At 36.6% G+C, this 26,492-nt stretch carries 21 protein-coding genes and 1 pseudogene; 14 read left to right on the top strand and 8 right to left on the bottom strand.

Features of this window, described 5'->3' with window-relative positions:
• Positions 1 to 17: 17 nt before the first annotated feature.
• Entirely contained in the window at positions 18 to 680 is a 663-nt protein-coding gene (locus DWA31_RS12060) for a GntR family transcriptional regulator (protein ID WP_114326828.1), read from the bottom strand.
• Positions 681 to 872: 192 nt separating this feature from the next.
• Here DWA31_RS12060 and DWA31_RS12055 point away from each other — a divergent pair, with 192 nt between their 5' ends.
• Positions 873 to 1,481, top strand: a complete 609-nt coding sequence (locus tag DWA31_RS12055; protein WP_114326827.1) for an alpha-ketoglutarate-dependent dioxygenase AlkB family protein — start codon at positions 873 to 875, stop codon at positions 1,479 to 1,481.
• 43 nt (positions 1,482 to 1,524) lie between these two features.
• Here the strand turns inward: DWA31_RS12055 and DWA31_RS12050 are convergent, their stop codons facing one another.
• Positions 1,525 to 2,280 (bottom strand): AsmA family protein, encoded by a 756-nt coding sequence (locus DWA31_RS12050; protein ID WP_114326826.1) that lies wholly within the window; start codon positions 2,278 to 2,280, stop codon positions 1,525 to 1,527.
• Between the two features lie 592 nt (positions 2,281 to 2,872).
• Here DWA31_RS12050 and DWA31_RS12045 point away from each other — a divergent pair.
• From DWA31_RS12045 to DWA31_RS12000, 10 genes are all read left to right on the top strand, one after another.
• Positions 2,873 to 3,916, top strand: coding sequence for a phospholipase A (locus DWA31_RS12045; protein ID WP_245942604.1), 1,044 nt, complete (start codon positions 2,873 to 2,875; stop codon positions 3,914 to 3,916).
• A gap of 223 nt (positions 3,917 to 4,139) precedes the next feature.
• Entirely contained in the window at positions 4,140 to 4,454 is a 315-nt protein-coding gene (locus tag DWA31_RS12040; protein ID WP_114326824.1) for a plastocyanin/azurin family copper-binding protein, read from the top strand.
• 704 nt (positions 4,455 to 5,158) lie between these two features.
• Positions 5,159 to 5,599: a c-type cytochrome gene (locus DWA31_RS12035; protein WP_114326823.1), complete on the top strand. Its 441-nt coding sequence runs from the start codon at positions 5,159 to 5,161 to the stop codon at positions 5,597 to 5,599.
• A 4-nt stretch (positions 5,600 to 5,603) separates the two neighbouring features.
• Complete coding sequence (locus DWA31_RS12030) at positions 5,604 to 6,992, top strand: cbb3-type cytochrome c oxidase subunit I (RefSeq protein ID WP_114326822.1); 1,389 nt, start codon at positions 5,604 to 5,606, stop codon at positions 6,990 to 6,992.
• A gap of 137 nt (positions 6,993 to 7,129) precedes the next feature.
• Entirely contained in the window at positions 7,130 to 7,354 is a 225-nt protein-coding gene (locus DWA31_RS12025; RefSeq protein ID WP_114326821.1) for a glutaredoxin family protein, read from the top strand.
• 145 nt (positions 7,355 to 7,499) lie between these two features.
• Positions 7,500 to 9,377 (top strand): tetratricopeptide repeat-containing diguanylate cyclase, encoded by a 1,878-nt coding sequence (locus tag DWA31_RS12020; RefSeq protein ID WP_114326820.1) that lies wholly within the window; start codon positions 7,500 to 7,502, stop codon positions 9,375 to 9,377.
• On the top strand, positions 9,337 to 10,605 hold the full coding sequence (locus DWA31_RS12015) for a hypothetical protein (protein ID WP_245942603.1): 1,269 nt from the start codon (positions 9,337 to 9,339) through the stop codon (positions 10,603 to 10,605). The genes DWA31_RS12020 and DWA31_RS12015 overlap by 41 nt, the downstream gene beginning before the upstream one ends.
• Positions 10,606 to 10,642: 37 nt before the next feature.
• Positions 10,643 to 12,799, top strand: a complete 2,157-nt coding sequence (gene ovoA, locus DWA31_RS12010) for a 5-histidylcysteine sulfoxide synthase (protein ID WP_114326819.1) — start codon at positions 10,643 to 10,645, stop codon at positions 12,797 to 12,799.
• Between the two features lie 298 nt (positions 12,800 to 13,097).
• Positions 13,098 to 13,436, top strand: coding sequence for a P-II family nitrogen regulator (gene glnK, locus DWA31_RS12005; RefSeq protein WP_114326818.1), 339 nt, complete (start codon positions 13,098 to 13,100; stop codon positions 13,434 to 13,436).
• A gap of 11 nt (positions 13,437 to 13,447) precedes the next feature.
• Positions 13,448 to 14,728 carry an ammonium transporter gene (locus tag DWA31_RS12000; RefSeq protein ID WP_114326817.1) on the top strand — a complete coding sequence of 427 codons (1,281 nt, stop codon included), beginning with the start codon at positions 13,448 to 13,450 and terminating at the stop codon, positions 14,726 to 14,728.
• Positions 14,729 to 14,833: 105 nt separating this feature from the next.
• Here DWA31_RS12000 and DWA31_RS11995 read toward each other — a convergent pair.
• The 5 genes and pseudogenes from DWA31_RS11995 to DWA31_RS11970 all read right to left on the bottom strand — a co-directional run.
• Positions 14,834 to 15,229: pseudogene (locus tag DWA31_RS11995) on the bottom strand (glucosaminidase domain-containing protein); the annotation flags it as partial.
• Between the two features lie 373 nt (positions 15,230 to 15,602).
• Positions 15,603 to 16,655, bottom strand: a complete 1,053-nt coding sequence (locus tag DWA31_RS11985; protein WP_114326815.1) for a 2-oxoacid:ferredoxin oxidoreductase subunit beta — start codon at positions 16,653 to 16,655, stop codon at positions 15,603 to 15,605.
• Positions 16,656 to 16,736: 81 nt separating this feature from the next.
• Positions 16,737 to 18,614, bottom strand: a complete 1,878-nt coding sequence (locus DWA31_RS11980) for a 2-oxoacid:acceptor oxidoreductase subunit alpha (protein WP_114326814.1) — start codon at positions 18,612 to 18,614, stop codon at positions 16,737 to 16,739.
• A gap of 26 nt (positions 18,615 to 18,640) precedes the next feature.
• Entirely contained in the window at positions 18,641 to 20,449 is a 1,809-nt protein-coding gene (locus DWA31_RS11975; RefSeq protein ID WP_114326813.1) for an FAD-dependent oxidoreductase, read from the bottom strand.
• A gap of 158 nt (positions 20,450 to 20,607) precedes the next feature.
• Entirely contained in the window at positions 20,608 to 21,090 is a 483-nt protein-coding gene (locus DWA31_RS11970; protein WP_114326812.1) for an NYN domain-containing protein, read from the bottom strand.
• A 162-nt stretch (positions 21,091 to 21,252) separates the two neighbouring features.
• On the opposite strand from DWA31_RS11970, the gene DWA31_RS11965 reads away from it, so the two are divergent.
• Both DWA31_RS11965 and plsB read left to right on the top strand, forming a co-directional pair.
• Entirely contained in the window at positions 21,253 to 22,254 is a 1,002-nt protein-coding gene (locus DWA31_RS11965; protein WP_114326811.1) for a GGDEF domain-containing protein, read from the top strand.
• A gap of 135 nt (positions 22,255 to 22,389) precedes the next feature.
• Entirely contained in the window at positions 22,390 to 24,828 is a 2,439-nt protein-coding gene (plsB, locus tag DWA31_RS11960) for a glycerol-3-phosphate 1-O-acyltransferase PlsB (RefSeq protein ID WP_114326810.1), read from the top strand.
• A gap of 117 nt (positions 24,829 to 24,945) precedes the next feature.
• On the opposite strand, the gene DWA31_RS11955 is transcribed toward plsB, so the two are convergent.
• Entirely contained in the window at positions 24,946 to 25,848 is a 903-nt protein-coding gene (locus DWA31_RS11955) for a radical SAM protein (RefSeq protein ID WP_114326809.1), read from the bottom strand.
• 367 nt (positions 25,849 to 26,215) lie between these two features.
• On the opposite strand from DWA31_RS11955, the gene DWA31_RS11950 reads away from it, so the two are divergent.
• Entirely contained in the window at positions 26,216 to 26,491 is a 276-nt protein-coding gene (locus DWA31_RS11950) for a hypothetical protein (RefSeq protein ID WP_136037991.1), read from the top strand.
• Position 26,492 lies beyond the last annotated feature (1 nt).

Below are 26,492 nucleotides of genomic sequence, written 5' to 3'. Positions count from 1 at the left end.
TGGAGCGAAAATAAATGTTAATTCGCTTCGCGTTGTAATAAAAATGCTTTTATTTCATCACGAGAGTTAAGAATATGCTGTTTTAATTTGGCTACAGCATTGTCGATATCTCGCGCCTGACAAAAAGCTAAAAGCTCGGCATGCTCAGGACCTGCTTTTGAAATACCGCCCGCCCATAATAAATGCATACGAATATAACGATCAGCATTTTTATTTAAAATATTAACTAAATCTGCCGTTTGTGGTCTATTTGCACCAGAGTACAAGCAGTTATGAAAATCAGAGTTTAATTCACTCCAAGTGTTTGCAGCATTTTCTTTGCCTAAAGCACTATCAAGATTCACTAAGATATCAGTAGCTTGTACTAAAGCATCGTCAGTAATGTGTACTAATGAAGCAGCTAGTAAATCACCTTCTATCATCGCTCTAAGTTCAAATAGTTCATCGACTTGAGCAGCACTTAGCTCAGTAGCGCTAGCACCTTTGTGAGGTTCAAAAATGACCAAACCTTCCGCTTCAAGTTGCAGTAATGCTTCTCTAACTGGAATACGACTAACATTTAATTCGTTTGCTAATGCTGCTTGACGCAATGGCTGACCAGCGACGATTTCCCCACTAAGTATTTTTTCTCTTAGTATTTCAACAACTAACTGGGTTCTAGTTTTATATTCAATTGCCATTGGATTATGCCGTTTATTCATTGCCTATTTTATACAATCTATTATAAAGAGTTTATAGCTGAAAAAAAGAGCTAGGATTAAATCTTAGCTCTTTTTGGTCAAGGGAATGCTGTAAACTAAGACAGTAAACTCATTTTGTACTTTTTGGGTAGTAATGCTTGTGGCATATTTTGATGAGTATGGGAAGTTGTAATGAATTTACTTGACCAAGCCTTAGTTGAACCGATTAATATTTTACCTCAAGATGGTGAAGTACATTATCATGGCGAAATAATGTCTTTAGCGGAATCAGATTTTTACTTGAATGCATTGTTAACTGAAGTTGACTGGCGATGTGATCAAGCGGTTATCTTTGGAAAACACATTAAAACCAAAAGAAAGGTTGCTTGGTATGCTGAACAACCTTTTTCTTACACCTATTCTAATATCACTAAATGTGCTCTACCTTGGACACAAAACTTGCAAGTTTTGAAGGCCATAGTAGAGCAAAAAACAGATGAAACTTATAATTCATGCTTACTCAATTTATATCATAATGGCAGCGAGAGTATAGCTTGGCATAGTGATGGTGAGAAAGATCTTAAAAAGAATGGTGCTATCGCCTCATTAAGTTTTGGCGCAATACGTAAATTTTCTTTTAAACAGAAACACACTAAAGAGGTGGTGTCGCTTGATCTAAAAGCAGGTAGTTTATTAGTGATGAAAGGCGAAACTCAACAACATTGGCTTCATCGCCTTCCACCGACTAAAAAGGTGCAGGATATACGAATTAACTTAACCTTTAGAACGATTGTTCCATGAAACAAGCAAAGACTTTACGGTTATTGCTTAAAAGCTTAAAAGCTTAATTGCCTTTGTTCCACTTATCAAATAGCTCGTTCGCTTTTTCTATAGCCTTGTCTTTGGCTTGATCTTTTAACACGTCTTTTTGTGAATTTTTCGCTTCTTTCCAGATAGCCGACAATGCTTTTTTGATCATTACACCGCCTAGTTCATTAGCAGGCACACCGTCTTCACCGCCAATGTTGGCTAAATTAATATCAGGTAGTATTTTTTTATGGGTAGTATTACCTAGCTTGGTTAAATCAACGCGTAGAGCGACTCCAGCTAATACAAATTTTTTCACACGTATTTTAGGCGAATTAGTTTGACTAGGACTAGTTTCGCCACCTGCTGAGGATTGAGGCATGTTTTTATTGATGGCATCAAGGATTACCTGAATGTTAGAGCCGCCAGCTTCATTAAACTCAACGAGTGCTTCTGGTTTATTGATGACAATAGCATCTATCACGACAGGTTTACCTTCACGTACTCCAGCTAAGCTCTCAATATTAATATCTAAGGTGATTTCCTCTAAAGCAAACAAAGGAGTTGTTGTATAGCCGCTAGGGTTATTTAATATTAAACCATTGATGGTGCCTGCACCGCTTAAAAGTTGCATATCTACTTTTTCTACTGTAACTAGCTGCTCAGTAAATTTTTTACCTTGTACTTCTATTTGCTCTGCAATAAGAGCATTTAGCTTATCACTGGTAAGAAACCAAAATGCCCCCCCAGCAATTGCTAATACTAAAGCGACAAATATAATTAATTTTTTCATAATATGTTTTCTCCAATTGAGCGCTTCTTGAGCGATAGTTTTAGTGCTTGTTCTTAACGTTCCAGCTGCAAAGTGGTAATTTATGGGAATTTAATAACTTAAACCGATAAGTAATCGATAGTAATACCAATAGAACTCATTTATTAATTACTTAGCGGGAATTGCTCCGTTTGGTATAAAAGCAGTTTGTAAGCTTAATTTGTTAATTAAGGTTTTACAAGGCTCAATAGTAAGGTATACAGCGATAACTGGAAAGACTGACAGGGAAGGGGAGACTTTACAGATAAAAAAGCACTATTAGGCACAATCACTGAATTTAGCGCAAATATAAGGTCGAAAGTAATTGTCTTCAGTGTTTCTGAAAATTAAACTGATATTATACAAGCGTTGATATTTAATGCTGATGGGTGTTTACTAATAGACAGTGAAGCTGATGCATTACAGAGGCTACGATTAAAGTGCACTACAAATTTATTTAAAAACGAGGCTTTAAAAGCCGGATGTAAGCGGCTATGTGGGCAGTAGTGCATAAAGTAAATCAGTGAAGGGGAAACATCGCATGTTACTAGCTGTATTCAGGTGAGATAAATTTATGAAAAGATCAGTAATATTCTATTTATATCTTAGCCTGTTAATGACGAGTTTTATTTTTGTATCTTTGAAAGTGCTCGCATCAGAAGAAGAAATGCAAGCGTGTTTGATAGATAAACTTAATTCAGAAAATTTAGATAAAACGGTTAGACAATTGAAGCAAGAATGCTCAGAGTCACTATTCGATCTAATCAATACTAAGCCGAATAAAGTAACTGATTTTTTTGAGCAAGACCTAAAAACAAATAATTTGGCTATAGAGCCTTATGTGATGACTCCTTATGTTATGACACCTCATAGAATGAATTATATTTTACCTGTCAGTTATAGTAACAATGTCAATAAAGAAGCCTACGATGAAGTAGAAAACTGGGCTAATAATCTTGAAGATATAGAGATTAAATATCAGCTTAGCTTTAGAGTTCCTTTGCTTACAGAAAGTATATTTACTGAAGGTGACGGTATCGCTTTTGGTTTTACGTTACAGTCATGGTGGCAAATTTATGCACAGAAAATTTCTCGTCCTTTTAGGGAAACAAATTATCAACCAGAATTTTTTTATTATGCTCCTTTGAGCTGGCAACCGTTAGGAGGTAACACCGCATTACTTCTTGGTTTTGAACACCAATCAAATGGTCATTCATTATCTTTATCACGCAGTTGGAATAGACTCTATGCAAATATCGTTTTTGCTAAAAAGAACTACGCTATTTCCTTTAGACCTTGGTGGCGAATTCCTCAAGGAAATAAAGTAACTACACCTACTGAACCGGGAAATGATAACCCCGACATCACTGATTATATGGGGCGATTTGAACTTTCGATGGTTTACAAGTGGCAGGGATATAATTTGCTTTTTAAAGGCCGAGAAAATTTTAAAGAGCACAACGGGTACGTGGAGTTAGGTGTAACCTTTCCTATTTTTGATCGGTTAAAAGGTTATATTCAATATACCAATGGTTATGGCGAAAGCCTAATCGATTACAATCACTCACAACAAACCATTGGTATTGGATTTTCTTTAACCGACTATTTTCAAGATTAATCTTGCTCTTAAAAGTTATTTTTAATGGTCTATGTAAGTGACAATATATCGCCCAACAAGTAAATATAACGTTGATGAAATAGTCATTAAAGAAATTAAATAACAACAATTTGCAGCCTCATGGTGCTAAATTGATGAACTCAAGTACTTGTGTTATAAACTTGGAACACCTTATTATAGCCTGACAAAATAAGAGCTATTTGAAATACATTAGGAGCTAACTATGCGAGTTTGGATGATAATAAGTTTACTACTTATATCGAGTAGTGTGTTTGCAACAGAGCATGTTGTTGAAATTTTCAAAAAAAAATATATCCCAGCCGAGATTACTATTAAACAGGGTGATAGCATTACTTGGAAAAACATTGAAAAACGTCAATATCATAATGTTTGGTTTAAACAGTTTGATAAGGAAGAGCCGGATTATTTTTTTCCTGATGAAAGTTATCAACGAAGCTTTGATGAAGCAGGTGATTTTCCTTATGAATGTGGGCCACATCCGCGCATGAAAGGACGGGTGACTGTTATTAAAAAATAGAGTGAAAATTTATATGCACTTCCATCATCACGTTTAAATAAGCGTGATGCTGAAAATTAATTCCATAGCCTTTAGTGGATCTTTATACCCGTGACCATTCAAAATGCATGTTTCAGTGGGAGAAAAAAACGATTTAGACAAGGCTTTGATTGCAGAGAATGGTTGTTCCATTCACTAAATCAATAACGACGTATAAATCGTTTTTAGCCCCATCGTAGAAGCGCATGAGCAAACCTATTTCATTGTTGCGTCAAAGAAATAGGGAATGACCATGATTTAATTGACGCGCCTCAAACTAGATTTGCTCAAGCACTCTGAATCGAGCATTTTGAATGATTACGGGTATATATTTCAGTTTCAATAAAAAAGTACATAGCTAGGGCATAAACTAAAGTTAAATAGACGAAAGAAAACCTAATAATAATATACCCTTAAAAAAGGCAAGGTTTTATTATTATTAGATTTTTTACCTAAACAACCTCATTGTTTTTTGATATGGCGCAATAATAGTTAACTTTTCGACACATATTTTTACAACTATCCGTAAACTTTGATTTCTATCAAGCTATCTGTGTGTACTTCTCGCTATTATTCACGAGCTTTACTCAACCAAGTAATTTTTTGTACGAAAATGTAAATAACTTATTATAAGTTAATACACATAACTAACGCATGAATTTTAATCATTCATTAAGGGATACACCATGTCAGAGAACTTTACTAAAGGCATGGCAAGGAATATTTATTATGGAGGAAGTGTTTTCTTCTTCTTAATATTCTTAGCTTTGACTTTTCATACTGTAAAAGAGATGCCTAAACGGGATAATCGAGAAAACATTACCGAGGCTGTAGCAAACGGTAAGCATTTGTGGGAAAAAAATAATTGTATCGGTTGTCATACGTTAATTGGTGAAGGTGCTTACTTTGCACCAGAGCTAATGAACGTTTATAACCGTCGTGGCGGTGAGGCAGGCTTTAAAGCTTTCTTCAATGGTTGGATGAAGGCGCAGCCTTTAAACATTCCAGGTCGTCGCCAAATGCCACAATTTAATTTAACAGATCAAGAGCTTGATGAACTGGCTGAATTTTTAAAGTGGACGTCTGAGCTTGATGCTAACAACTGGCCACCAAACATAGAGGGATAGAGCTGTGAATACTTTGAAATATCAATCACAAGCAGTAGCAAAGCCTTATTTCATCTTTGCTATGATCTTGTTCGTTGGCCAAATACTATTTGGCTTATTAATGGGCATGCAATACGTTGTTGGTGACTTTTTAGGTGGTTTAATTCCATTTAATGTTGCGCGTATGGTGCATACCAACCTACTTATTGTTTGGTTATTGTTTGGTTTTATGGGGGCTGCTTATTATATGATCCCCGAAGAGTCAGAAACTGAATTGTATAGTCCTAAACTGGCAATAGCATTATTTTGGATATTCGCTGCTGCGGGTGTACTCACTATTTTAGGTTACTTACTTGTACCTTATTCAACGCTAGCTGACATTACCTTTAATGAATTATGGCCAACAATGGGACGTGAGTTCCTTGAGCAACCTACTATCACTAAAATTGGTATTGTAGTGGTTGCGTTAGGTTTCTTATTTAATATAGGCATGACTATTTTAAAAGGTCGTAAAACTGCCATAAATATGGTGATGATGACTGGTTTAATTGGTTTAGCCGTATTCTTCTTATTCGCTTTCTACAACCCGACTAACTTAGCATTAGATAAGTACTTCTGGTGGTTTGTCGTACATTTATGGGTAGAAGGTGTTTGGGAATTAATCATGGGCGCAATCTTGGCTTATATATTAATTAAAGTAACGGGTGTTGACCGTGAAGTAATTGAAAAATGGTTATATGTGATTATCGCTATGGCGCTTATCTCAGGTATCTTAGGTACAGGTCATCACTTTTACTGGTTAATGACACCTGAATATTGGCAGTGGGTTGGTTCTATCTTCTCAGCACTTGAGCCACTTCCTTTCTTTGCTATGGTTTTATATGCCTTTAATATGGTTAACCGTCGTCGTCGTGAACATCCTAACAAAGCCGCTACATTATGGGCATTAGGTACAGCGGTAATGGCTTTCCTAGGCGCGGGTGTTTGGGGTTTCTTACACACTTTGTCATTTGTAAACTACTATACACATGGTTCACAAATTACTGCTGCTCATGGTCACATGGCTTTTTACGGTGCTTACGCGATGATCGTTATGACGATTATCTCTTATGCAATGCCTAAACTTCGCGGTATTGGTGAAGCAAATTGTAATAAAGCGCAAGTTGTTGAAATGTGGGGTTTCTGGTTAATGACTGTTGCTATGGTATTTATCACCTTGTTCTTAACGGGTGCAGGTATCTTACAAGTATGGTTACAACGTATTCCTGAATCAGGTGAAGCATTAAGCTTTATGGCAACGCAAGATAAGTTAGAGATTTTCTACTGGTTACGCGAAATTGCTGGAGTATTCTTTTTACTTGGTTTGATTTCATATCTTTCTAGCTTCTTTATTACAGAAAAGAAAGCAGCGTAATATAAGTTACCAGTAACAAGTTAATTGTTGCGAAAATAATAAAACCGCGAAATTAGTTTCGCGGTTTTTTTTGCTTATAGCTTGGTATAATCTAATACTTCAATCGTTATTATTGCAGTAACATTTAAGGAAAGCTTATGAAACGAGTAGTGCTCTACAGTATGGATAAGTGCCCTCATTGCCAAAGTGCTAAAAACTATTTAGAAAAGCAGAAAATACCTTATCGGTTGTGTAATATAAAAACGGCGAAAGGACAAAAGGAGTTTGCAGCCACAGGGCTACGTGGTGTACCAGTACTGAAGGTAGGTGATCAATTATTAAAAGGTTTTTCGGTTACAGAGTTTAATAAACTGTTTAAATGAGAGGTGCTAAATTTACTATTTAACTAAGAGAGTTGCTCTCAGAAATATGTACTTTGAATAATTTTGGGTATATATGTTAGTGTAGTTAAGTATATTCTCACATACGGGTTAAATTGTTTTTAGGTTTTTATAGGGATATCATGCTTTGCCGTTTGTTTATAAATCCATAGTCGCGGTACTTTTTATTTGTAGTAACTTTACTGTTGGTGCAATGCCATTAAATGATAGTTTAGTATTACAAAATATGGATCATGAGCTAAATCAACAGCCATGGCAGACTTATCAAAAAATTCAGTCTCAAGCTGATAAATTAGCTGATGCGACACCAGATTATAAATTATGGTGGTTGCTACGCAAAGCTCAAGCTGAAAATTTATTAGACCTTTTTGACGAATTTCAACAAACAGTTACCACTGCTCAAGCACTTGTAAATGAAAAAACCCCCGATCGTATCGCCATTCACTTTAATATTTTTTACGGTATTATTCTGCAACGACAAGGAAAATACCAAAAAGCTCGAAGCTTACTAAAGCAAACGCAACAAGCTGCAATTACCCATAAATATACTGATTTGGCAGTTCATGCAAAGTTAGAACTCGCTTTTACACGTAGCTTAACGGAGCACTATGAATACTCACTAACTGGTTTGCAGCAAGCATACGTTGAAGCTTACGCATTAGATAATGATTTTTTGGTTGCTAGAATCAATGAAGTTTATGGTGATATTTACGGGTATTTAAATGAATATGGCCAATCAATTGAGTATTATCAAAAAGCACTAACAAGCTATCAGCAGCTTGCTTATCCGGTTCATGTGGCTGAAGCGCTATATGGGTTAGCGGTGACTTATCGTTATTGGCAGAAATATGATTTAGCATTGAATTATTATCATCGTTATCAAAAAGTAATTGAATATAGTCTTAATAATATCGAGGGTAATTTTTATGGCCTATATGGGATATCAATGAGCTTGGCCGGAAAAGGTGATTGCACTCAAGCGTTGGATTATATAGAGCAAACTTTAAGTATAAAGGGGTTAATTGACTATAAAGCCGAACTTTATAAACGTCAGGCTTTGTGTTTTATAGACAAAAACAAGTTACACCTTGCTACCATTGCTTTGGATAATGCTGCGACTATTTTTGCAAATATGCCTGAGTTAATAGGTACTCGATGGCAAATAGAAGTTATTGAAATACGGGCACAGTTACAGCAAGCTAAAGGTAATAATGAACAAGCTTATCAATTATTAAAGCAGTTTAATCAACGTAAAGTTGCACTATTAAAGAAGAATACTTCTGATCGGTTATTACGTGTTAGAGGTGTATTAGAAGCTGAACGACAAAACGTAGAAAACTCTTTGTTACAACAAAGAGCTAAAGTACATGAATTACAATTAGCACAGCAAAAACAAGATAATACCATTCAGAATTACATTATAAGTTGTATTGTGATACTTATCTTATTCAGCTTGATTTTTATGTATTTTCAATGGCGAAATAATCAAATACTATTGACGCTATCTATTCGTGATCCCCTAACAAATTTATATAATCGTCGTTATATACTTGAGTTTCTTAATACGCTTGTTAACGAGACCAATTTAGAAAAAAACCAAGTTTCTATAATGCTAATAGATATTGATGATTTTAAGCCGATTAATGATCTTTATAAACACGCTTTTGGTGATCAAGTGATTAGTAAGGTAGCGTCAATAGGTAAAGATACCATCAGAAGTGAAGATGTTATTGGTCGTGTTGGTGGTGAACAGTTTTTATGTGTATTGCCAAGAATAGATAGTATTCAATGTTTAAATATAGCTCAACGTTTAGTAAAAAAAGTACATGGTTATGAGTTTTATGTTGGTAAAGGAAGTCATAAACAGCTAGTAAAGCTTACTGTTAGTATTGGAATATCGACAACATCGGTTGACACTATAAACAGTTCAGACTTATATTTGCAAGCCGATAAAGCGCTACATAATGCAAAAACGAGTGGTAAAAATCGAGCTTTGCAATATTGAGACACAATATAACATTCGTGTACAAAACAACATTAACTTTGAAAGTAACTCTTACTACACCATGACTAACCATTTGATTCAACAATCATTAGAGCTACAGCATTTAACAATAGATGCAATCAACCTTGTGCAGAATTATTTAGAGCGACTTGGATATAAAGCGCAAATTCATTTTGAGTTAGAGGGATGTTATCGTTTTGATAACAACGTGGATCAAAAATTAGACTTTAGCCAGATTAACCAGTGTTTACGCGAGTTAGATATTGAGGGTGAAATTGTCGGTGAATATTGGCGAAATCAATGGGAATACGTGTCACTTTTTAACGGTCAAACGCCATTAAAAGAAGCCCATAATTTACACCGAGTAATCACCAGGTTACCGCAACTTTTTCAACAACTTTATGGCAAAAATGCAGTAATAGAGACCTTGATTCAACCGGTCGTTTGGTCTGGCGATCAAGGGAAGCTTATTTCGGGTTCTAGTCAAATTTTTACCAATGATACGCGTGCTGTTCATATTCCTAATGCGGTGCAATTAAATGTTAGCGTACTTGATAGTCGCGGCAATAACCTTATTGTTGAAGAAGGCTTCGGAGAATATTTACAAAATTGTTTTTTGCGCACTAGTTTAGAGTGTTGTTTATTGTATTTACCTGAAGAAGCTGCTTTTGAACGTTTGGCGTTGAAAACACAGTACGGTTTAGCGCAAGAGCTCTGTTCGCCTGTAGATATATCGGGTGGTCACCAAGGAAGTATTGCCTTGTATAAAAAGCTTGGCAAGCATAATCAAAATATGGGTGAAGAGCCTTTATTATACGATAGTCATAATAATGTGTTATCGGTACAACAAAACTGGCAAAAAACAGCTCGAATAGAACACAGGTTAGGCGCTGCGAGCATTCATTACAACCCTTATATTAATGTACTTTATGGCTTAATAAATGTGTTAGATACGGTGCAAGCTTATGAGAAAAAAACGTGTTTATTAACCGATAGCTTCACCCCTATAGCTTTACCATCGTCTCTTTTTACTGATAAAAAAAATACTGCTACTTTAGGTGCTTTGGATTTATTCAAAGCCAGTACTTGGTTTAGTGATAGTATTAATTTTATAGAAGAAAAAACGGCTAGTGTGAAAGTAAAAAATGTATTTGACTGTCCTGTGAAGTTAGGCGATAAAATACAGCAAGCAATCCTCGCACAATATCAGAAAAGTATTTTTAACTAGTGGCTCTCATTAACTAAATAAAATAAGTAATGAATTTATGAATATCACTAAAAATCAGCGAGCCAAACCTCCGCAGCTAAATAGCGCAAGTGTAAGCGCTAAAAGAGATGAATTAAAAGACTACTTCAAGCTAACATGGGCTAAATACGAGTCTCTTTTTTCACTTATTAATGATGACAGTGCTTATTATTTAAGACCTGAGCGTTTACGTCATCCGTTGATTTTTTATTTTGGCCACACCGCTACTTTTTATATCAATAAACTTATATTAGGTAAATTTATTTCTGAGCGAGTCAATAGCAAATTAGAAGCTATTTGTGCGGTTGGTGTTGATGAAATGAGCTGGGATGATCTAAATAGTGAGCATTATGATTGGCCCAGTGTTAATGAGGTTAGAATCTATAGGCAGCAAGTGTCTGAGTTAATTGAAAACTTAATTGATAACATGCCACTTTCATTACCCATTACTCAAGAATCATTGGCGTGGATTATTCTGATGGGTTGTGAACATGAACGAATTCATCTTGAAACCTCGTCAGTGATCATGCGCATGTTGCCTTTGCACTATCTTAGTGCGGTTGAGCCTTGGTCTACTTGCCGTCATGTAGGTAACGCGCCTACTAATGAGTTGGTGCCAATAAAAGGACGGCTAATCGAATTTGGTAAACCTGCGATTGACGATACGTTTGGTTGGGATAATGAATATGGTGATGACCAGTTAAGCGTAAATGATTTTCGCACATCAAAGTATGTCGTTTCTAACCAAGAATATTTAGCCTTTATAGAGGCTAAAGGATATCAGCAATGTGAGTTTTGGACTGAAGAAGGGCAGCAGTGGCTCGCTTTTACGAAAGCGACTATGCCTCACTTTTGGTTTAAAAAAGAGAATGACAATAATGAGGAAGTTTATTGGCAACGTAACTTATTAAATGAAATCCCTTTACCGTTAAACTGGCCTGTTGAAGTTAATTACCTTGAAGCTAAAGCTTTTTGTCAATGGAAAAACGGCGAGAGTACCGGTAATGAAAGGCAACTTATCCGCCTACCTACTGAAGCTGAATGGCTTTGCTTACGTGACAACGTAGCAGGTGACTTAACTACCTGGCAAACAACGCCTGGTAATCTTAATAACGAAGGTTATGCGTCTTCTTGCCCCGTTGATCAATTTGAACACAATGGACTTTTTGATATTATCGGTAATGTTTGGCAATGGACCGAATCAACCATTGATAGTTTTCATGGCTTTGACGTGCATCCGCTCTATGATGATTTTTCTACCCCGACCTTTGACGGTAAGCATAACTTAATTAAAGGGGGGTCATGGATTTCTTCTGGTAATGAAGCAATGAAATACTCGCGTTATGCCTTTCGACGTCACTTCTTTCAACATGCGGGCTTTCGTTATGTGCAAAGTCAAACTAAGAAATTACCTAACCTTGCAACTAATCATTATGAAAACGATGCTGCAATTTGTCAGCAATTACATGCTCAATACGGACAAGCCAAATCTGCTATGCCACTAGCAGTAAAAAATTATAGCCAACAAATTACCGATGAAATAATAAAGTGTGTTGAAAAATATCGGGTAGCGACTAATACCTGCCTTGATTTAGGCTGTAGTGTTGGTCGAACAAGCTTTATGTTAGCGCAATACTTTAATCAAATAGACGCGCTTGATTTTTCTGCTCGTTATATTCGTTATGGAGTGAACTTACAACAAGGGAAGTCTGTTCGTTATACCTTAGCAAATGAAGGAGATATTGTTGATTTTCATGAATTCAATTTAATGGATGTTGATTTACCTTGTAGCGATAATATATTTTTTAGCCAAGGTGATGTGAGTAACCTCAAGGGCGTTTTTAAGGGGTATGACGTAATCCTTGCTCAGCACGTACTTGAACAAAGCTATGATCCTCGCGCTTTTTTGCAACAAGTACATTCGCGATTAAATGCTAAGGGTTTGCTTATCGTTGTTTCAAGTTATGATTTTGATGAGCAACAAACAAGTAAAGAGAACTGGTTAGGGGGGCTAAAAATTAATGGTGAAAATGTTACTGGTTTTGAGGGTTTATCACTAGAGCTAGCGTCGCATTTTAACTTAATAGAACAGCAACAGTTAACGCGCCCTGTCAAAATAAATAGGCGAAATTTCACGCTAAGCTTTCCTCATTTAAGCGTGTGGCAATTAAAGTAACGATCTCTATACTCAAACTCCCTACTATAATTCCGTTCCCCTGAACGTAAATCAGTCGAAGGATATCCTGCTTCTCCTTCGACTGACAACTCCTTCTTTTCGAATATCATGAACTTATCAAAGGATGCACCAAATCAAAACGCTAGGTAAATATTACAGTGCTATTTTGGTGCACTTACATTTTTATTATTAAACTAATTAGGCTAACTTATTGATTTAAAATGTTTATTATTTTTGGCATATGAATTGTATTGTAATGTTCAAAGCATTTAATGAATACAATAAATAGAGGTCTGTTATGAAAATAGTTAACGCAATCATTAAGCCGTTCAAACTAGATGATGTTCGCGAAGCCATTTCTGAAATTGGTGTTGAAGGTATCACCGTTAGTGAAGTTAAAGGTTTTGGTCGTCAAAAAGGGCATACCGAATTATATCGTGGCGCTGAATACCAAGTGGACTTTCTACCGAAAGTGAAATTAGAAATAGCCGTGAACGATGATATTGTTGAGCGTTTAGTCGAAACTATTACTAAAGCGGCTTACACCGGAAAAATTGGTGACGGTAAAATTTTTGTTTATGACCTTGCGCAAGTGGTACGTATTCGTACTGGCGAGCAAGATTCAGAAGCCCTATAAGGATAAACATAATGGAACAGAATATTTTTCAACTTCAATATGCCATGGATACTTTTTATTTTCTTATCTGTGGTGCGTTAGTCATGTGGATGGCTGCTGGCTTTTCTATGCTAGAAGCCGGTTTAGTAAGAGCTAAAAATACCACTGAAATTTTAACAAAGAACGTAGCCTTGTATGCTATCGCTTGTATTATGTATTTAGTTGTTGGTTACGACATCATGTACGGCGGCGGTGTATTTTTAAATGGTATTGCACTTGATGGTGCAAGTGATGCTGAAGCGTTAGTTGGCGCAGTATTAGCTGAGTCTGCTGAAGCTGGTTTTGATGGCGGTGCAGTATACTCAAATGCTTCAGACTTCTTCTTCCAAGTAGTATTTGTTGCAACAGCTATGTCAATTGTATCTGGCGCAGTTGCAGAGCGTATGAAACTTTGGGCTTTCTTAGCTTTTACCGTAGTTTTAACAGGTTTTATATACCCAATGGAAGGTTCTTGGACTTGGAATGGTGATGCTGTTTTTGGTATGTATACATTAGGTGACCTTGGTTTCTCTGATTTTGCAGGTTCTGGTATTGTTCATATGGCAGGTGCTTCAGCGGCATTAGCTGGCGTTTTACTACTTGGCGCTCGTAAAGGTAAATATTCTAAAGACGGTAAAGTAAATGCTATTCCTGGTGCTAACTTGCCTATGGCTACGTTAGGTACATTCATTTTATGGATGGGTTGGTTTGGTTTTAACGGTGGTTCAGTATTAAAACTTGCAGACATCAATAGTGCTAACTCAGTTGCAATGGTATTTTTAAACACTAATGCTGCTGCTGCTGCTGGTGCAATTGCTGCGCTAGTTTTTGCTAAAATTTTATATAAGAAAGCTGACTTAACCATGACATTAAATGGCGCGTTAGCTGGTTTGGTTGCGATAACTGCTGAGCCTTCAACGCCTTCGCCATTACAAGCGACTATTTTCGGTGCTATTGCAGGTGTTATTGTTGTTATATCGATTATTGCACTTGATAAAATTAAAATTGATGATCCAGTAGGGGCTATCTCAGTACATGGTGTGGTTGGTTTCTTTGGTTTACTTATTGTGCCAATTACTAATTCAGGTGCTAGCTTTAGTGGTCAGTTAATTGGCGCGGCAACTATCTTTGTTTGGGTATTCTGTACTAGTTTTGTTGTATGGTATGCTTTGAAAAAGGTTATTGGTATCCGTGTAAGTGCAGAAGAAGAATACGAAGGTGTTGATATTAGTGATTGTGGTATGGAAGCCTACCCAGAGTTTACTCGAGGTTAACAATAAAGGAGATAAATAATATCCCTTTATTAACTAAAAAAAGCAGCGATTTAGCTGCTTTTTTATTTTCATTAAAACGCTTAGCATCTTAATGATATTTTAAGTTTATTTAGGTGCTGTCAGCTCAATTAAAGTATTATTACTAAGATAAGCATTATCAACATCTTGTAATTTATTGTAGCGAATCATTGAGCGGATACTATCAATGTAGACTTGACCACGTTCTGAATATTTATCTAATGTACCAGCTAACACTAAACCTGATATTGGTTTATTTTCTTGTCGTAATTTTGCACGTAAATTTCGTAACTTTTGATAGGCAGAAGTAATGTTAATATTTAGCATATAACCTTCAACAGAGGCTAACGGACTGTCAAAACGTGCTAATCCATAATTGCCCAGTTCTTTTCGTTGTTGCTTCGGTACCATGCCGTTACCTGAAAAATCCCATTGCCCAAAAAAAGCATTACCTTCTTCTGTAAACCTAGAAGTTGCCCAACCACATGACAAAGGCTCTGCCTTGTATAATACCAATTACACTAACTAAGTGATCATTTTCAAATGGCTTAAATATCCAATAACATCGTTGCTTTCAATCCCAATAGCCAGCTATTACTCAATCAAGCGCCTTGTTCTTGAGCATTTATTATCATTGAATTTTGTAACCTTAATTAATGTAAATGGTATAAATACCCAACAAATTGCTGTAAAAACAATCTCGAAAGATCAACAGCCCCTAGTAAACCTGTTTTTATTATTAAGAAATAGAGGGAAAGATCAAGTAACCTCACTACTTTTTAATGCTATTAATACGTCGGGATACTATCTTTTCTCTTATAACACTAGGTGATTAACTTATTAATGAGCTACCTTATCATCGAAAACTTTCATTAATTCCGTTTAACACACGGCTGCCAGGACAAAGAGCATCTTGATCTAACTGATTCAATGGCGTGTCATTGGTATCGTTGATTTCATGATAATCACTGGCAGTAGGCTCTAAATAAAAAAGCCCTGTTAATATTTTTCCGTCTTGCTTATGTCGTTCAATATCCATAATAGCTTGACTAGCATTAGTGCTGTCGTAACCTTCATCAACTTTTTGAATACGCATAATAGAGCCATCATGCAAACAAACGTCTTCACATTCTGCACTATCACCGCTACTAGTGATTTCTGTTTTCACGGGCACAAAATCAGCAATAGCACCTGTAGTAACATGATCATGCACATAGTCATATGAACGAGTAGAGCCAGCATGGTTGTTAAAGGTTACACATGGCGAAATAATATCAATGAAAGCAAAACCTTTATGACTTATGGCTGCTTTTATTAGCGGTACAAGCTGTTGTTTATCTCCAGAAAAACTTCGAGCAACAAAGCTTGCCCCTAACTGCAGTGCCGTGACACATAAATCAATATCGTTAAATAAACTTAAATCCCCGCCTTTGTTTCTAACGCCTTTATCGGCAGTGGCTGCTAATTGACCTTTAGTTAGTCCATAAACCCCATTATTAGCGACCATGTATACCATATTTAATTGTCTGCGCACTACATGAGCAAATTGCCCAAAACCAATAGAAGCACTGTCACCATCACCTGACATGGCTAAATAGAGTAATTCTTGATTGGCTAAATTAGCCCCCGTAGTCACTGACGGCATACGGCCATGTACGGAGTTAAAACCATGCGCTTTATTGAGAAAGTAATTAGGTGCTTTCGAAGAACAGCCTATTCCTGACATTTTAGCAACTTTGTGAGGCTCAATTGATAATTCATGACAGGCCTGTATGATCGCCGCAGTTAAAGAGTCATGACCACAACCTGCACAAAGGGTTGAGAGTGCGCCCTCGTAATCTCTATATGTTAACCCTAAATCATTAACAGGAAGACGCGGATGGCGAAAAGTTGATTTAATAAAACTCATACCTATTCCTTTAAACTATTTTTACTATATAAAATTCTAAACCCTAGGCAAATAATTGCCCACGAGGAGGGTTATGACTGATTAACCCACTTTTTTGTTTAATTGAGGTGATGCTAACTGTGCCAACACTGTTTGCACAATAAAGTCACTGGTGATTGGTAAACCATCAAAATTTAAAATACTGGTCAGTTTATTTGGATCTATCTGTAATTCATTCACCAGTAAACTTTTCATTTGAGCATCGCGATTTTGCTCTATCACAAACACTTGCTTGTTCTTAAGGCAGTGTTCATCAATAAACTGCTCTATTTGTTGATGAAAAGGAAAAGCTTTAATTCGTAGAGTATCAGTGGCTAATCCTTGCTCTTGTAATTGATCAATTGCCTCAGCAATTGGATGGCTGCTAGTGCCAAAATATATTAGTGCCAATGGTGCTGTTTTCTTGCCTTGTTGTATTTCTGGCTCAGGTAAAAATTTAATAGCTGAATTAAACTTCTTCGTTAAACGCTCCATGTTATCGACATAGTCGGCAGATTTTTCTGTATAGCCAGCAAAGCGATTACGTGAGGTACCACGATTAAAGAAAGCGCCTTTCTCTGGGTGAGTTCCTGGTAAAGTGCGATAACAAATACCGTCATCATCTACATCTAAATAGCGACCAAAAACTTCAACTTCATCAAGTTGTTCAGCCGTTAAGACCTTACCCTGGTCGTAGCGTTTATCATCTTGCCAAGAAAACGCTTCTGACAAGTGCTCATTCATGCCCAAATCTAAATCACTCATTATGATAACCGGTGTTTGTAGTTGCTCAGCTATATCAAATGCTTGCGCACTAAAATCAAAACATTCAGTGGGACTGTGTGGAAATAACAATATTTGCTTAGTATCACCATGTGAAGCATAAGCACAGGCCAAAATATCAGATTGCTGTGTACGTGTTGGCATACCAGTTGAGGGACCAGAACGTTGAACATTCACCAATACCATGGGAACTTCTGTAAAGTAAGCGAGCCCTAAAAATTCGGTCATTAATGACACACCGGGACCAGACGTCGCAGTAAACGCTCTAGCACCATTCCAACCGGCACCTATTGCAACACCTATTGCGGCTAATTCATCTTCGACTTGTATGATGGCATAATTTTTTTTGCCACTCGCGGGGTCAATTCGTAAACGATGACAATAGCTGGAAAATTTTTCAATAACCGAGGTAGAAGGCGTAATTGGATACCAACCAACCACCGTAGCACCACCATACACAGCACCAAGACCAACCGCAGTGTTACCATCAACCAATATCCGATTATCAATTAAGTCACGACTTTCAACTTTAATTGCTAATGGGCATATAAAGTGTTCATTCGCATATTGATAACCGAGTTCTAAGGCATATATATTAGGCGTTATAAGCTTTTCTTTACCTTTGAACTGGTCGCGAACCAATGCCTTTAGTAAAGCAAAATCCATACATAATAATGCCGCTAGTGCACCCACATAAATAACATTTTTGAATAATTGCCTTTGCCTTGGATCACGATACTCTTTAAGGCAAATATTTGATATTGGCATGCCTAAATAATTAATATCCGAACGGATTTGATTATCTGATAAAGCTCGGCTTGAATCATAAAGTATGTAGCCGCCCGTTTTTACTGTATTAATATCATCATTGAGACTTTGAGCATTCATGGCAACGATCATTTCAGCTTTACCGCCACGTCGTCCCAAATAATTTTTTTGTGAAATTCTAACTTCGTACCACGTTGGCATACCTTGAATATTTGACGGAAAAATATTCTTGGCACTTACCGGAATACCCATTCGTGAAATAGCCTTTGCAAACATATTGTTAGCACTGGCAGAGCCGGTTCCGTTGGTATTAGCAAAGCGCACTACAAACTCATTTATTATCTGCTGTGATGATGTTTTATCATCGCTAATAGCTAGGTTATCAGTCATACGTTCTACCTTACTTAATGTTAACGCTACTTTATCGTGGCATTTATATTATTGATTAATAGCTTTTTCATATCCCAAGCACCTGTTGGGCAGCGCTCTGCACACAAACCACAATGTAAACAAACATCTTCGTCTTTCACCATAATATGGCCCGTTTTTAATGGTGCCGACACCAATAGACTTTGTTCGGTATTTAATTCTGATACCCTAAACTGTTTTACCATTTGCGCATCTTCACTTTCTTCTTCAACAAAATTAATACAATCCATTGGGCAAACATCTTCACAAGCAGAACATTCAATGCAGGTGCTTTCGGTAAATACCGTATGTACATCGCAATTCAAACAACGACTAGCTTCGGCTAAAGCAAGCTGTTCATCAAAACCCAACTCAACTTCAGTGGTTAATGTTTTAACTGCTTCATCCCACGCTATATGCGGAACTAGATTGCGTTCTTGGTGATCAATACCACTTTGGTAACTCCATTCATGAATGCCCATTTTTTGACTGATGAGATTAAAACTGGTATCAGATCTGTCCTCAATGGGATCGGCATTTTGACAAAACAAATCAATTGAAATAGCCACTTGATGACCATTAGCCACTGCCGATATGATGTTTTTAGGACCAAAAGCCGCATCACCACCAAAAAATACCGTAGGTAATGTCGATTGCAGAGAGTGACTATTAACTTTCGGCCTACCCCATTGATTAAAGGAAATACCAATATCGCGCTCAATCCATTCAAAGGCTGTATCTTGACCTACCGCAACTAACACTTGATCACATTCAACCAGTAAGGTTTCACCTGTTGCTTGCAAGGTGCGATTACCCACTTTGTCATAGACAGATTCAACTTGTTCAAACAGCACCGCAACTAATCTTCCCTGTTCAAGTTTATATTCTAACGGATTGTAATTAGGCAAAATGGTAATGCCTTCGGCTGCGGCATCTTCTTTTTCCCAAGGAGAAGCTTTCATCGTCTCAAAACTTGAACGCACTAATACGGTTACTTCTTCTGCGCCCAATCTTTTCGCAGTACGACAGCAATCCATTGCGGTATTACCTCCACCAAGCACAACTACTTTTTTAGGCGCGGGAGTATTTTCATCATACTGTAGATGTTCAAAAGAAACCTTTGCTAACCAATTTATGCCCGTGTCAATTTGGGCGTACTCAGATTTTTCATCAAGCTGATCATGGCCAGGGATTTTCAACCATCGACCATTGGGTGCACCTGTGCCAACAAATATAGCATCAAAGTTGGCTTGTAATAATTTGTCTAGCGAGGAAATTTCTTCCCCAAAATGACATTCAAGTCCCATATTTATTATATAATTTAACTCTTCATCAAGGACTGCTTCGGGTAAACGAAAGGCGGGTATTTGGCTACGCATCATGCCACCTGCTTTAGCATCACGCTCAAACATGACCACATCATAACCTAAGGGTAACAAATCTCTAGCGACAGTCATTGAGGCAGGTCCAGCACCAATAAGCGCAATACGCTTGCCATTTTTTTTACGAGGAGCTTTAGGTAAAAATGCGGAGATATCTTCTTTATTGTCGGCGGCAACACGCTTTAACCGACAAATAGCCACGGGCGTTTCTTCAACTCTACCTCGACGACAAGCTGGCTCACAAGGTCGGTCACATACTCGCCCTAAAATTCCGGGAAATACATTTGACTCCCAATTAAGGAGATAAGCATCGGTATAGCGTTTTTCTGCAATTAAACGGATATATTCAGGGACGGGGGTATGAGCAGGACAAGCTTGTTGGCAGTCAACCACCTTGAGAAAGTGTTGGTAATTACCGGTATCAGTTTTCTTCAAAGTTAGCTCCTTTAAACATTTTATCTTCACTATTTAAGTGAATAAATGTAAGTACTTATTCGAATTATTTACTGTTTATTATTATGTCGTTACATCGTTTAGCTTATCTTATAAAAAATAAAATTGATTTAATACCTTAATTCCAACAAAGGTAATAGTTACAGCAATAAGTTTTGCTCAATTTTATAATACTCATCTGTGGCATTAATCAGTGAATTTGCTGTTAATTTTGGTACACCATAAACAATCGTATTCACATTATATTCGGATTTAATATGACGGAGCAGCATATCAAAATCGCCATCGCCAGAAAGCAGTACTATGGTGTCAATATCTTGCGTCGCAGCCGCAGTCATAATATCAATGGTAATGCCAACATCCCAGTCACCTTTGGCTGAACCATCACTGCGCTGGATAAAAGGTTTTAGTTTCACCTCAAAACCAATATGTTTTAGCGCTTTTTGAAATTTATGTTGTTGATTATCACTGCGCGCAATGGCATAAGCAGTCGCCTGCACTATATCGCCCTTAGCAAGCAACTCTTGCCACAATAAACGATAATTAAATTGACGATGATAGGCATCTCGCGTGGTGTAATAAATATTTTGTACATCAACAAAAATGGCGATTTTTTGTAACAAAACAACTTCCTTAGCCTGATTTACGTTATTTATCTAGGCTTCACCAGACTTTTGTCTAATAAAGTAACATTATTATTGCTTTTACTCTTGTCACTCACAAATGATGAAGTTAAAGTAGTTAGCTGACATTATAATAATAAATCAAGAGTATAGGAATAAAATATGTCTTTTGAAGATGACTATCAAGTAACTTCTAAATTCAGTGAGCATACCCATGACTTTCTCTCTAGTCATTTAATTGCCCCAACACCCGTAAATTATTCAGTAATATATCTTTATATTAGCAATGAAAATGAAATGTTATCGGCCGCTATAGATAAAAAGCTGCAACAGGGACAATTAATTACCGCAGATTTTATGGCTGATTTATTCAAACGCTATGTATCCCTTACTCAACAAGTAGAAAATACTGTATTAGCTCCTTTTGAAGAAACGTTAAGTAAAACGCTAGAACAAATCAGTAAACAAGTGAGTAACGAAGATAAAGCGGTAAATAATTTACAAAAGTTAGATAAAATTTTAACTAAGTCAAAAAATAATAGCTCTATGGACAATATTGTTAGTTATCTTTTTAACACGATAAACAACACCAAAGCCCAACATGAAGAACTGTCTCAAAAGTTAACTGCGACACAACAAGAGATTAATCAACTAAAAGACAAACTTTCTTCTTCAAGACAAGAAGCCTTAGTTGATTCATTAACAGGTTTGCTAAATCGTCGTGGTTGTGATGAAAAATTACAAAATTTAGATCTCGCTGATACTCATACCTCATTAGCCATTGATATTGATCATTTTAAGAAGGTTAATGACACCTTTGGCCATTTTATTGGTGACAAAGTTATTCAGCGTATAGCCAAAACAATTCAAAACAATATTGGTGAGCAAGATCTTGCCGTACGCTTTGGCGGTGAAGAGTTTGTGGTCGTAATGGCTAACACGGCTATTGCTGAGGCAAAAATCATCGCTGAAAAAATCCGTATATCTATATCTATAATGAAGTTAAAACAAAAAGACACCAATACTTATTTACCACCAATTTCGGTTTCTATCGGTATTGCTCAAAACGATAACATTTCAGAGTGGACTACCTTATTTGAACAAGCAGATAAGGCACTGTATCAAGCTAAAAATTCTGGACGCAATCAATGTATTTGTGCCTAGTGAAAAGTGCGCCTTGTTCATAGTTCACCATGGTTTACTTAGGCGTCCTGAAACTCGTATCTTGAAGTGGTTTGGCTATAAATAAATGTTAAACTCCTTCTTTTATCTGACCAACAATTAACTTTAGCGATGATGATGTCTATATTGCGTTCTTTCTTTTATTTATTATTAAAACTCCCTTTACGTTTATTGGTTCGTAGTAAAATAGTGCAAGATGCCCAAGCATCTGTAGAAACTCAAACGCGCCCTATTTTTTACGTAGTAAGTCACCAATCAGCCAGTGACTTATTAACACTTCAAGCAGCCTGTAAAAAACAAAAATTGCCTGACCCGTTAAGCAAAATTAAAATAAATGGCAAACTTTTTGACCGCACTTTATGTTTAGAAAAACCTAAATCAGTGCTTTCATTGTTTAAAACAAAACAAACTACCGCATTACATCAAGGTCTAGATATTCTTAATCAACACGATATTAATAAAGAGCTTGATGCGCAATTAATACCCGTGAACCTTATTTGGGGTAGAGTACCAACCCAAGAAAAAAACAATGCCAATGTTTCTTCACTACTAGCGGAGCAAGCTTCTCCTACTTGGCTTCGGAAAATTTTCATTGTACTTTTTCTCGGTCGCGATAACTTAGTACGATACAGCGAAGCACTCTCGTTAAGAGATATGTCTGACAATCACGGTAACGATGAAGCCACGGCACATAAATTACTCCGTGTTGCTCGTTTTCATTTTCACCGACAAAACATTGCAGCAAAAGGGCCGCGTCTTATTCATCGCCAGCAAATGTTCACCGCTTTATTTGCTAATCCTGCAGTGATGCGCATTATCAAAGACGAAGCTAAAAGTAAAAACCTCAGTACTGAGCAAGTAAAAAAACAAGCACAAACCATGATGGAAGAAATAGCTGGTGATTACAGCGTTTCATTAGTGCGCTTGGGTGAACGTATTTTACGCTGGCTGTGGGGCCGTTTGTATAGCGACATCAAAGTGAATAACTCTCAAGTATTACGAGAACTAGCTCAAGACGGACACGAAATTATTTATGTACCGTGCCATCGAAGCCATATGGATTATTTATTGCTTTCCTACGTCATTTTGCAAGAAGGTTTAGTTATGCCGCGTATTGCCGCTGGCATTAACTTAAACTTTTGGCCTGCGGGGCCAATATTTAGGAAAGGCGGGGCTTTTTTCATTCGCCGTAGTTTTGCTGGTAATCGTTTATATTCAACCATTTTCCGTGAATATTTAGGTTTGTTGTTTGAACGAGGCTATTCAGTAAAATATTACACCGAAGGTGGCCGTAGCCGTACAGGTCGATTATTAAATCCTAAAACTGGCATGATATCCATGACTATTCAAAGTTTACTTCGTGGTATTGACCGCCCATTAACCCTAGTACCTGTGTATTTAGGTTACGAACATGTTATGGAAGTTGGCACTTATCACAAAGAGCTTAGTGGTAGTGAAAAGAAAAAAGAATCTATGTTTGGTGTACTTAAAGCCATTAAAAACTTACGTAATTATGGCAATGGTTATGTTAATTTTGGTGAACCTATCAATATTAATGAATATTTAAATAAACAAGTGCCCGATTGGAAAGCGGCGATTGATCCTATCAACCCACAAAAGCCTAACTGGCTAACGCCAACGGTTAACGGTATGGCAAATCAATTAATGACAGGTATCAATCAATGTGCGGCTTTAAACGGCGTAGCATTAGTTGCGCTTATTTTACATGCCTGCGAAAACAAAGCCCTTGCTAAAGCTGATTTAGAAAAACAACTAGATTTTGCACTAAATATTCAACGACATGCACCTTTTAGTGACCAATTAACGATACCGCAAGAAACTGGTAGTGAATTATTAACCCATGTTATTTCACTTAATAAAGTAACAATATCCACAGATAGCTTTGGTACTATCATTTCACTAAATGACTCTGCTAGCCTAGAGATGCGCTACTATCGAAATAATATTTTACACACCTACGGTTTAATCTCGTTAGTGTGTAAGTTATTAACTAACAATACTAAAATAGCTCAAAAACAGCTAACAGAACAAACTGTAAACATACTAGCTACTTTAAAAGATGACTTGTTTTTGTGGCAAACACCGGAGCAAATGGCTAATCAAGTTGAACAGGTTTTAGTCTTTTTAGAAAAAGCAGGTATTGCTAAACACAGTAAAGCGGAGTTCTGGTCATTAACGGATGATACTGAGCAACTAAGCTACACCCACCATATGGCTGAATGTATGGATGAAAGCTTACAAAGGCTTGCTATTATAACTTCATTAATAACGCGATTAGAGCCTCTTACTAGAAGAGATTTAGAGCAAAAAGTTGTTGCTATAGCCAAGCGATTAGCAGTATTAAATAATATAACCGCACCTGAGTTTATTGACAAAAAAGCGCAAGCTACCTTAATTAACACTCTGCGAGAACAAAATTATATCGCGCTTAATGAAGACGGTTTGCTCGTAACGACTGAAACGATGAAACAACTTAAAATGTCAGTAACCAACCTAGTTGCAATTGAAGTATTACAAAGTATTGCCCGTTCATAAATTTTACTTTCTATAGTCGCTCAATGAGAACCTGACAATATTTCTGAAATTAGATAATTGTCAGGTGATTAGGTTAGTTTGTCTTAATTATTATGCGTCGTTACAGCAATTATTCATCTATAATCCTCTTTCCCACTCTTGCCTAATAGGAATGCTTCCTGATTGGTCTAATGCCATTTGAACCGTATTCACTAGCTTTTCTTTATCTTTACCTAAAACTCCCTTCAATACTAAATAATTTGAAGCGTGATCAGATCTAAAAACTGTTTTTTCTAATTCAAGTTTTGATAATAATAACTTCATTTCATTAAATAATTCTAATTGAGTTAAAAGACGAAATGGTTGATATTGACGATCTGTGAAGGGTTTAGCAAAGCGCTCTTCACCTTGAGGAAAACTAACGACTAATGTTGATAAGTAGTCAGGTTGGGCTTCATTCATTAACCGTGCAGAATTAATTGCGTGCTGTTTTGATAATTCAGGCCCACCTAAGCCATTTAATATCATTACTGAACTTTTCATTCCTGACTGTTTTATTTTATTTAGGGCAATTAATGAACTATTGTATGTTTCACCTTTGTCAATTAATTCAAGTACTTCATCATCTCCACTTTCACAGCCAACATACATGAGCTTTAACCCTAAGTCTTGCAGTTCAGATAGTTGTTCAACAGTTTTATTTGTTAAATTTCTCGGTAAACAATAGCTAGAAACCCGGGTGACTTGAGGTAAGTACTGTTTGATTAACAGTAATATTTCTTTTAATCGCTTAAATGGCAACATCATAGCATCACCATCAGCGAGGAAAACTCGACCAACGGGCAAGCCTGATTGCGCTATTGAAATAATTTCTTTCTCAATCAAATCTACTTTTTTAGGTTTAAATTTTTTATTTTTATCTGAATACATTTCGCAAAAAGAACAGCGATTCCATGAGCAACCATTGGTTACTTGCAATATTAGACTTTTCCATTCACTAGGAGGGCGAAAAACGGGTTCTGTATACTTTAGAGGGTACATATTAAGCTCTTATTAATTTTGAGGTTACTGCCGAAATTTATACTTTATTTGTGATTATAAAGCTTTATAAGATAGTTAGATAAAAACAATGGTATTGTAAACCTCTCTCAAATTATTCACACCTAAGTTCTCGTTTTAAATTCTTCCTACATAGCGGCTATTAGTGAAATAAAATCATATCATTTTTTATGAAAAAGGCAGTCAGACTGCTTTTATTATGATGCCAGTGATGCCACAACATAGGTCGTAGTTGTTTAATTTTTTAATTTAAACGAACGGAAAATGTTTAAGAAAACAGTTAAGCATAGCTTCACTATTTGTTAGATTTGTAATTATTTTCTTCCTTTTACAAAGTTTACCTTGTTGCTTGAACGTTTCGACACAAGATTTAGAACCATGTCGATGGACTCCTGTACCTCTTGATATGCAAGTGATTGGCATTGGTTATGGCATTGGTGGGGGATCAAAAATTGAAAGTGTGAGTAAGAATGACAAAAAGCATACGTTATTATCGGCACTTTCATTTGGTATGCCTATTAGTCGATCGCAATCAATAAAGTTTGTATATATTTACCAGAAATCAAATTCATCAATTGGAGTTGATTCTAACTCACTCACTTTTGCATGGTCTAAATATTTTTAAC

The sequence above is a fragment of the Candidatus Colwellia aromaticivorans genome, assembly GCF_003333305.1.
Classification (GTDB): domain Bacteria; phylum Pseudomonadota; class Gammaproteobacteria; order Enterobacterales; family Alteromonadaceae; genus Colwellia; species Colwellia aromaticivorans.
Note: the sequence above shows the minus strand (reverse complement) of the source record. Positions and strands in the feature narration are given on the sequence as shown.

What these genes read in the sequence shown, in the direction of transcription:
- DWA31_RS12060 (WP_114326828.1), bottom strand. Translation starts at nt 680, where the DNA reads ATGGCAATTGAATATAAAACTAGAACCCAGTTAGTTGTTGAAATACTA.
- DWA31_RS12055 (WP_114326827.1), top strand. Translation starts at nt 873, where the DNA reads ATGAATTTACTTGACCAAGCCTTAGTTGAACCGATTAATATTTTACCT.
- DWA31_RS12050 (WP_114326826.1), bottom strand. Translation starts at nt 2,280, where the DNA reads ATGAAAAAATTAATTATATTTGTCGCTTTAGTATTAGCAATTGCTGGG.
- DWA31_RS12045 (WP_245942604.1), top strand. Translation starts at nt 2,873, where the DNA reads ATGAAAAGATCAGTAATATTCTATTTATATCTTAGCCTGTTAATGACG.
- DWA31_RS12040 (WP_114326824.1), top strand. Translation starts at nt 4,140, where the DNA reads ATGCGAGTTTGGATGATAATAAGTTTACTACTTATATCGAGTAGTGTG.
- DWA31_RS12035 (WP_114326823.1), top strand. Translation starts at nt 5,159, where the DNA reads ATGTCAGAGAACTTTACTAAAGGCATGGCAAGGAATATTTATTATGGA.
- DWA31_RS12025 (WP_114326821.1), top strand. Translation starts at nt 7,130, where the DNA reads ATGAAACGAGTAGTGCTCTACAGTATGGATAAGTGCCCTCATTGCCAA.
- DWA31_RS12015 (WP_245942603.1), top strand. Translation starts at nt 9,337, where the DNA reads ATGCAAAAACGAGTGGTAAAAATCGAGCTTTGCAATATTGAGACACAA.
- ovoA (WP_114326819.1), top strand. Translation starts at nt 10,643, where the DNA reads ATGAATATCACTAAAAATCAGCGAGCCAAACCTCCGCAGCTAAATAGC.
- glnK (WP_114326818.1), top strand. Translation starts at nt 13,098, where the DNA reads ATGAAAATAGTTAACGCAATCATTAAGCCGTTCAAACTAGATGATGTT.
- DWA31_RS12000 (WP_114326817.1), top strand. Translation starts at nt 13,448, where the DNA reads ATGGAACAGAATATTTTTCAACTTCAATATGCCATGGATACTTTTTAT.
- DWA31_RS11985 (WP_114326815.1), bottom strand. Translation starts at nt 16,655, where the DNA reads ATGAGTTTTATTAAATCAACTTTTCGCCATCCGCGTCTTCCTGTTAAT.
- DWA31_RS11980 (WP_114326814.1), bottom strand. Translation starts at nt 18,614, where the DNA reads ATGACTGATAACCTAGCTATTAGCGATGATAAAACATCATCACAGCAG.
- DWA31_RS11965 (WP_114326811.1), top strand. Translation starts at nt 21,253, where the DNA reads ATGTCTTTTGAAGATGACTATCAAGTAACTTCTAAATTCAGTGAGCAT.
- plsB (WP_114326810.1), top strand. Translation starts at nt 22,390, where the DNA reads ATGTCTATATTGCGTTCTTTCTTTTATTTATTATTAAAACTCCCTTTA.
- DWA31_RS11955 (WP_114326809.1), bottom strand. Translation starts at nt 25,848, where the DNA reads ATGTACCCTCTAAAGTATACAGAACCCGTTTTTCGCCCTCCTAGTGAA.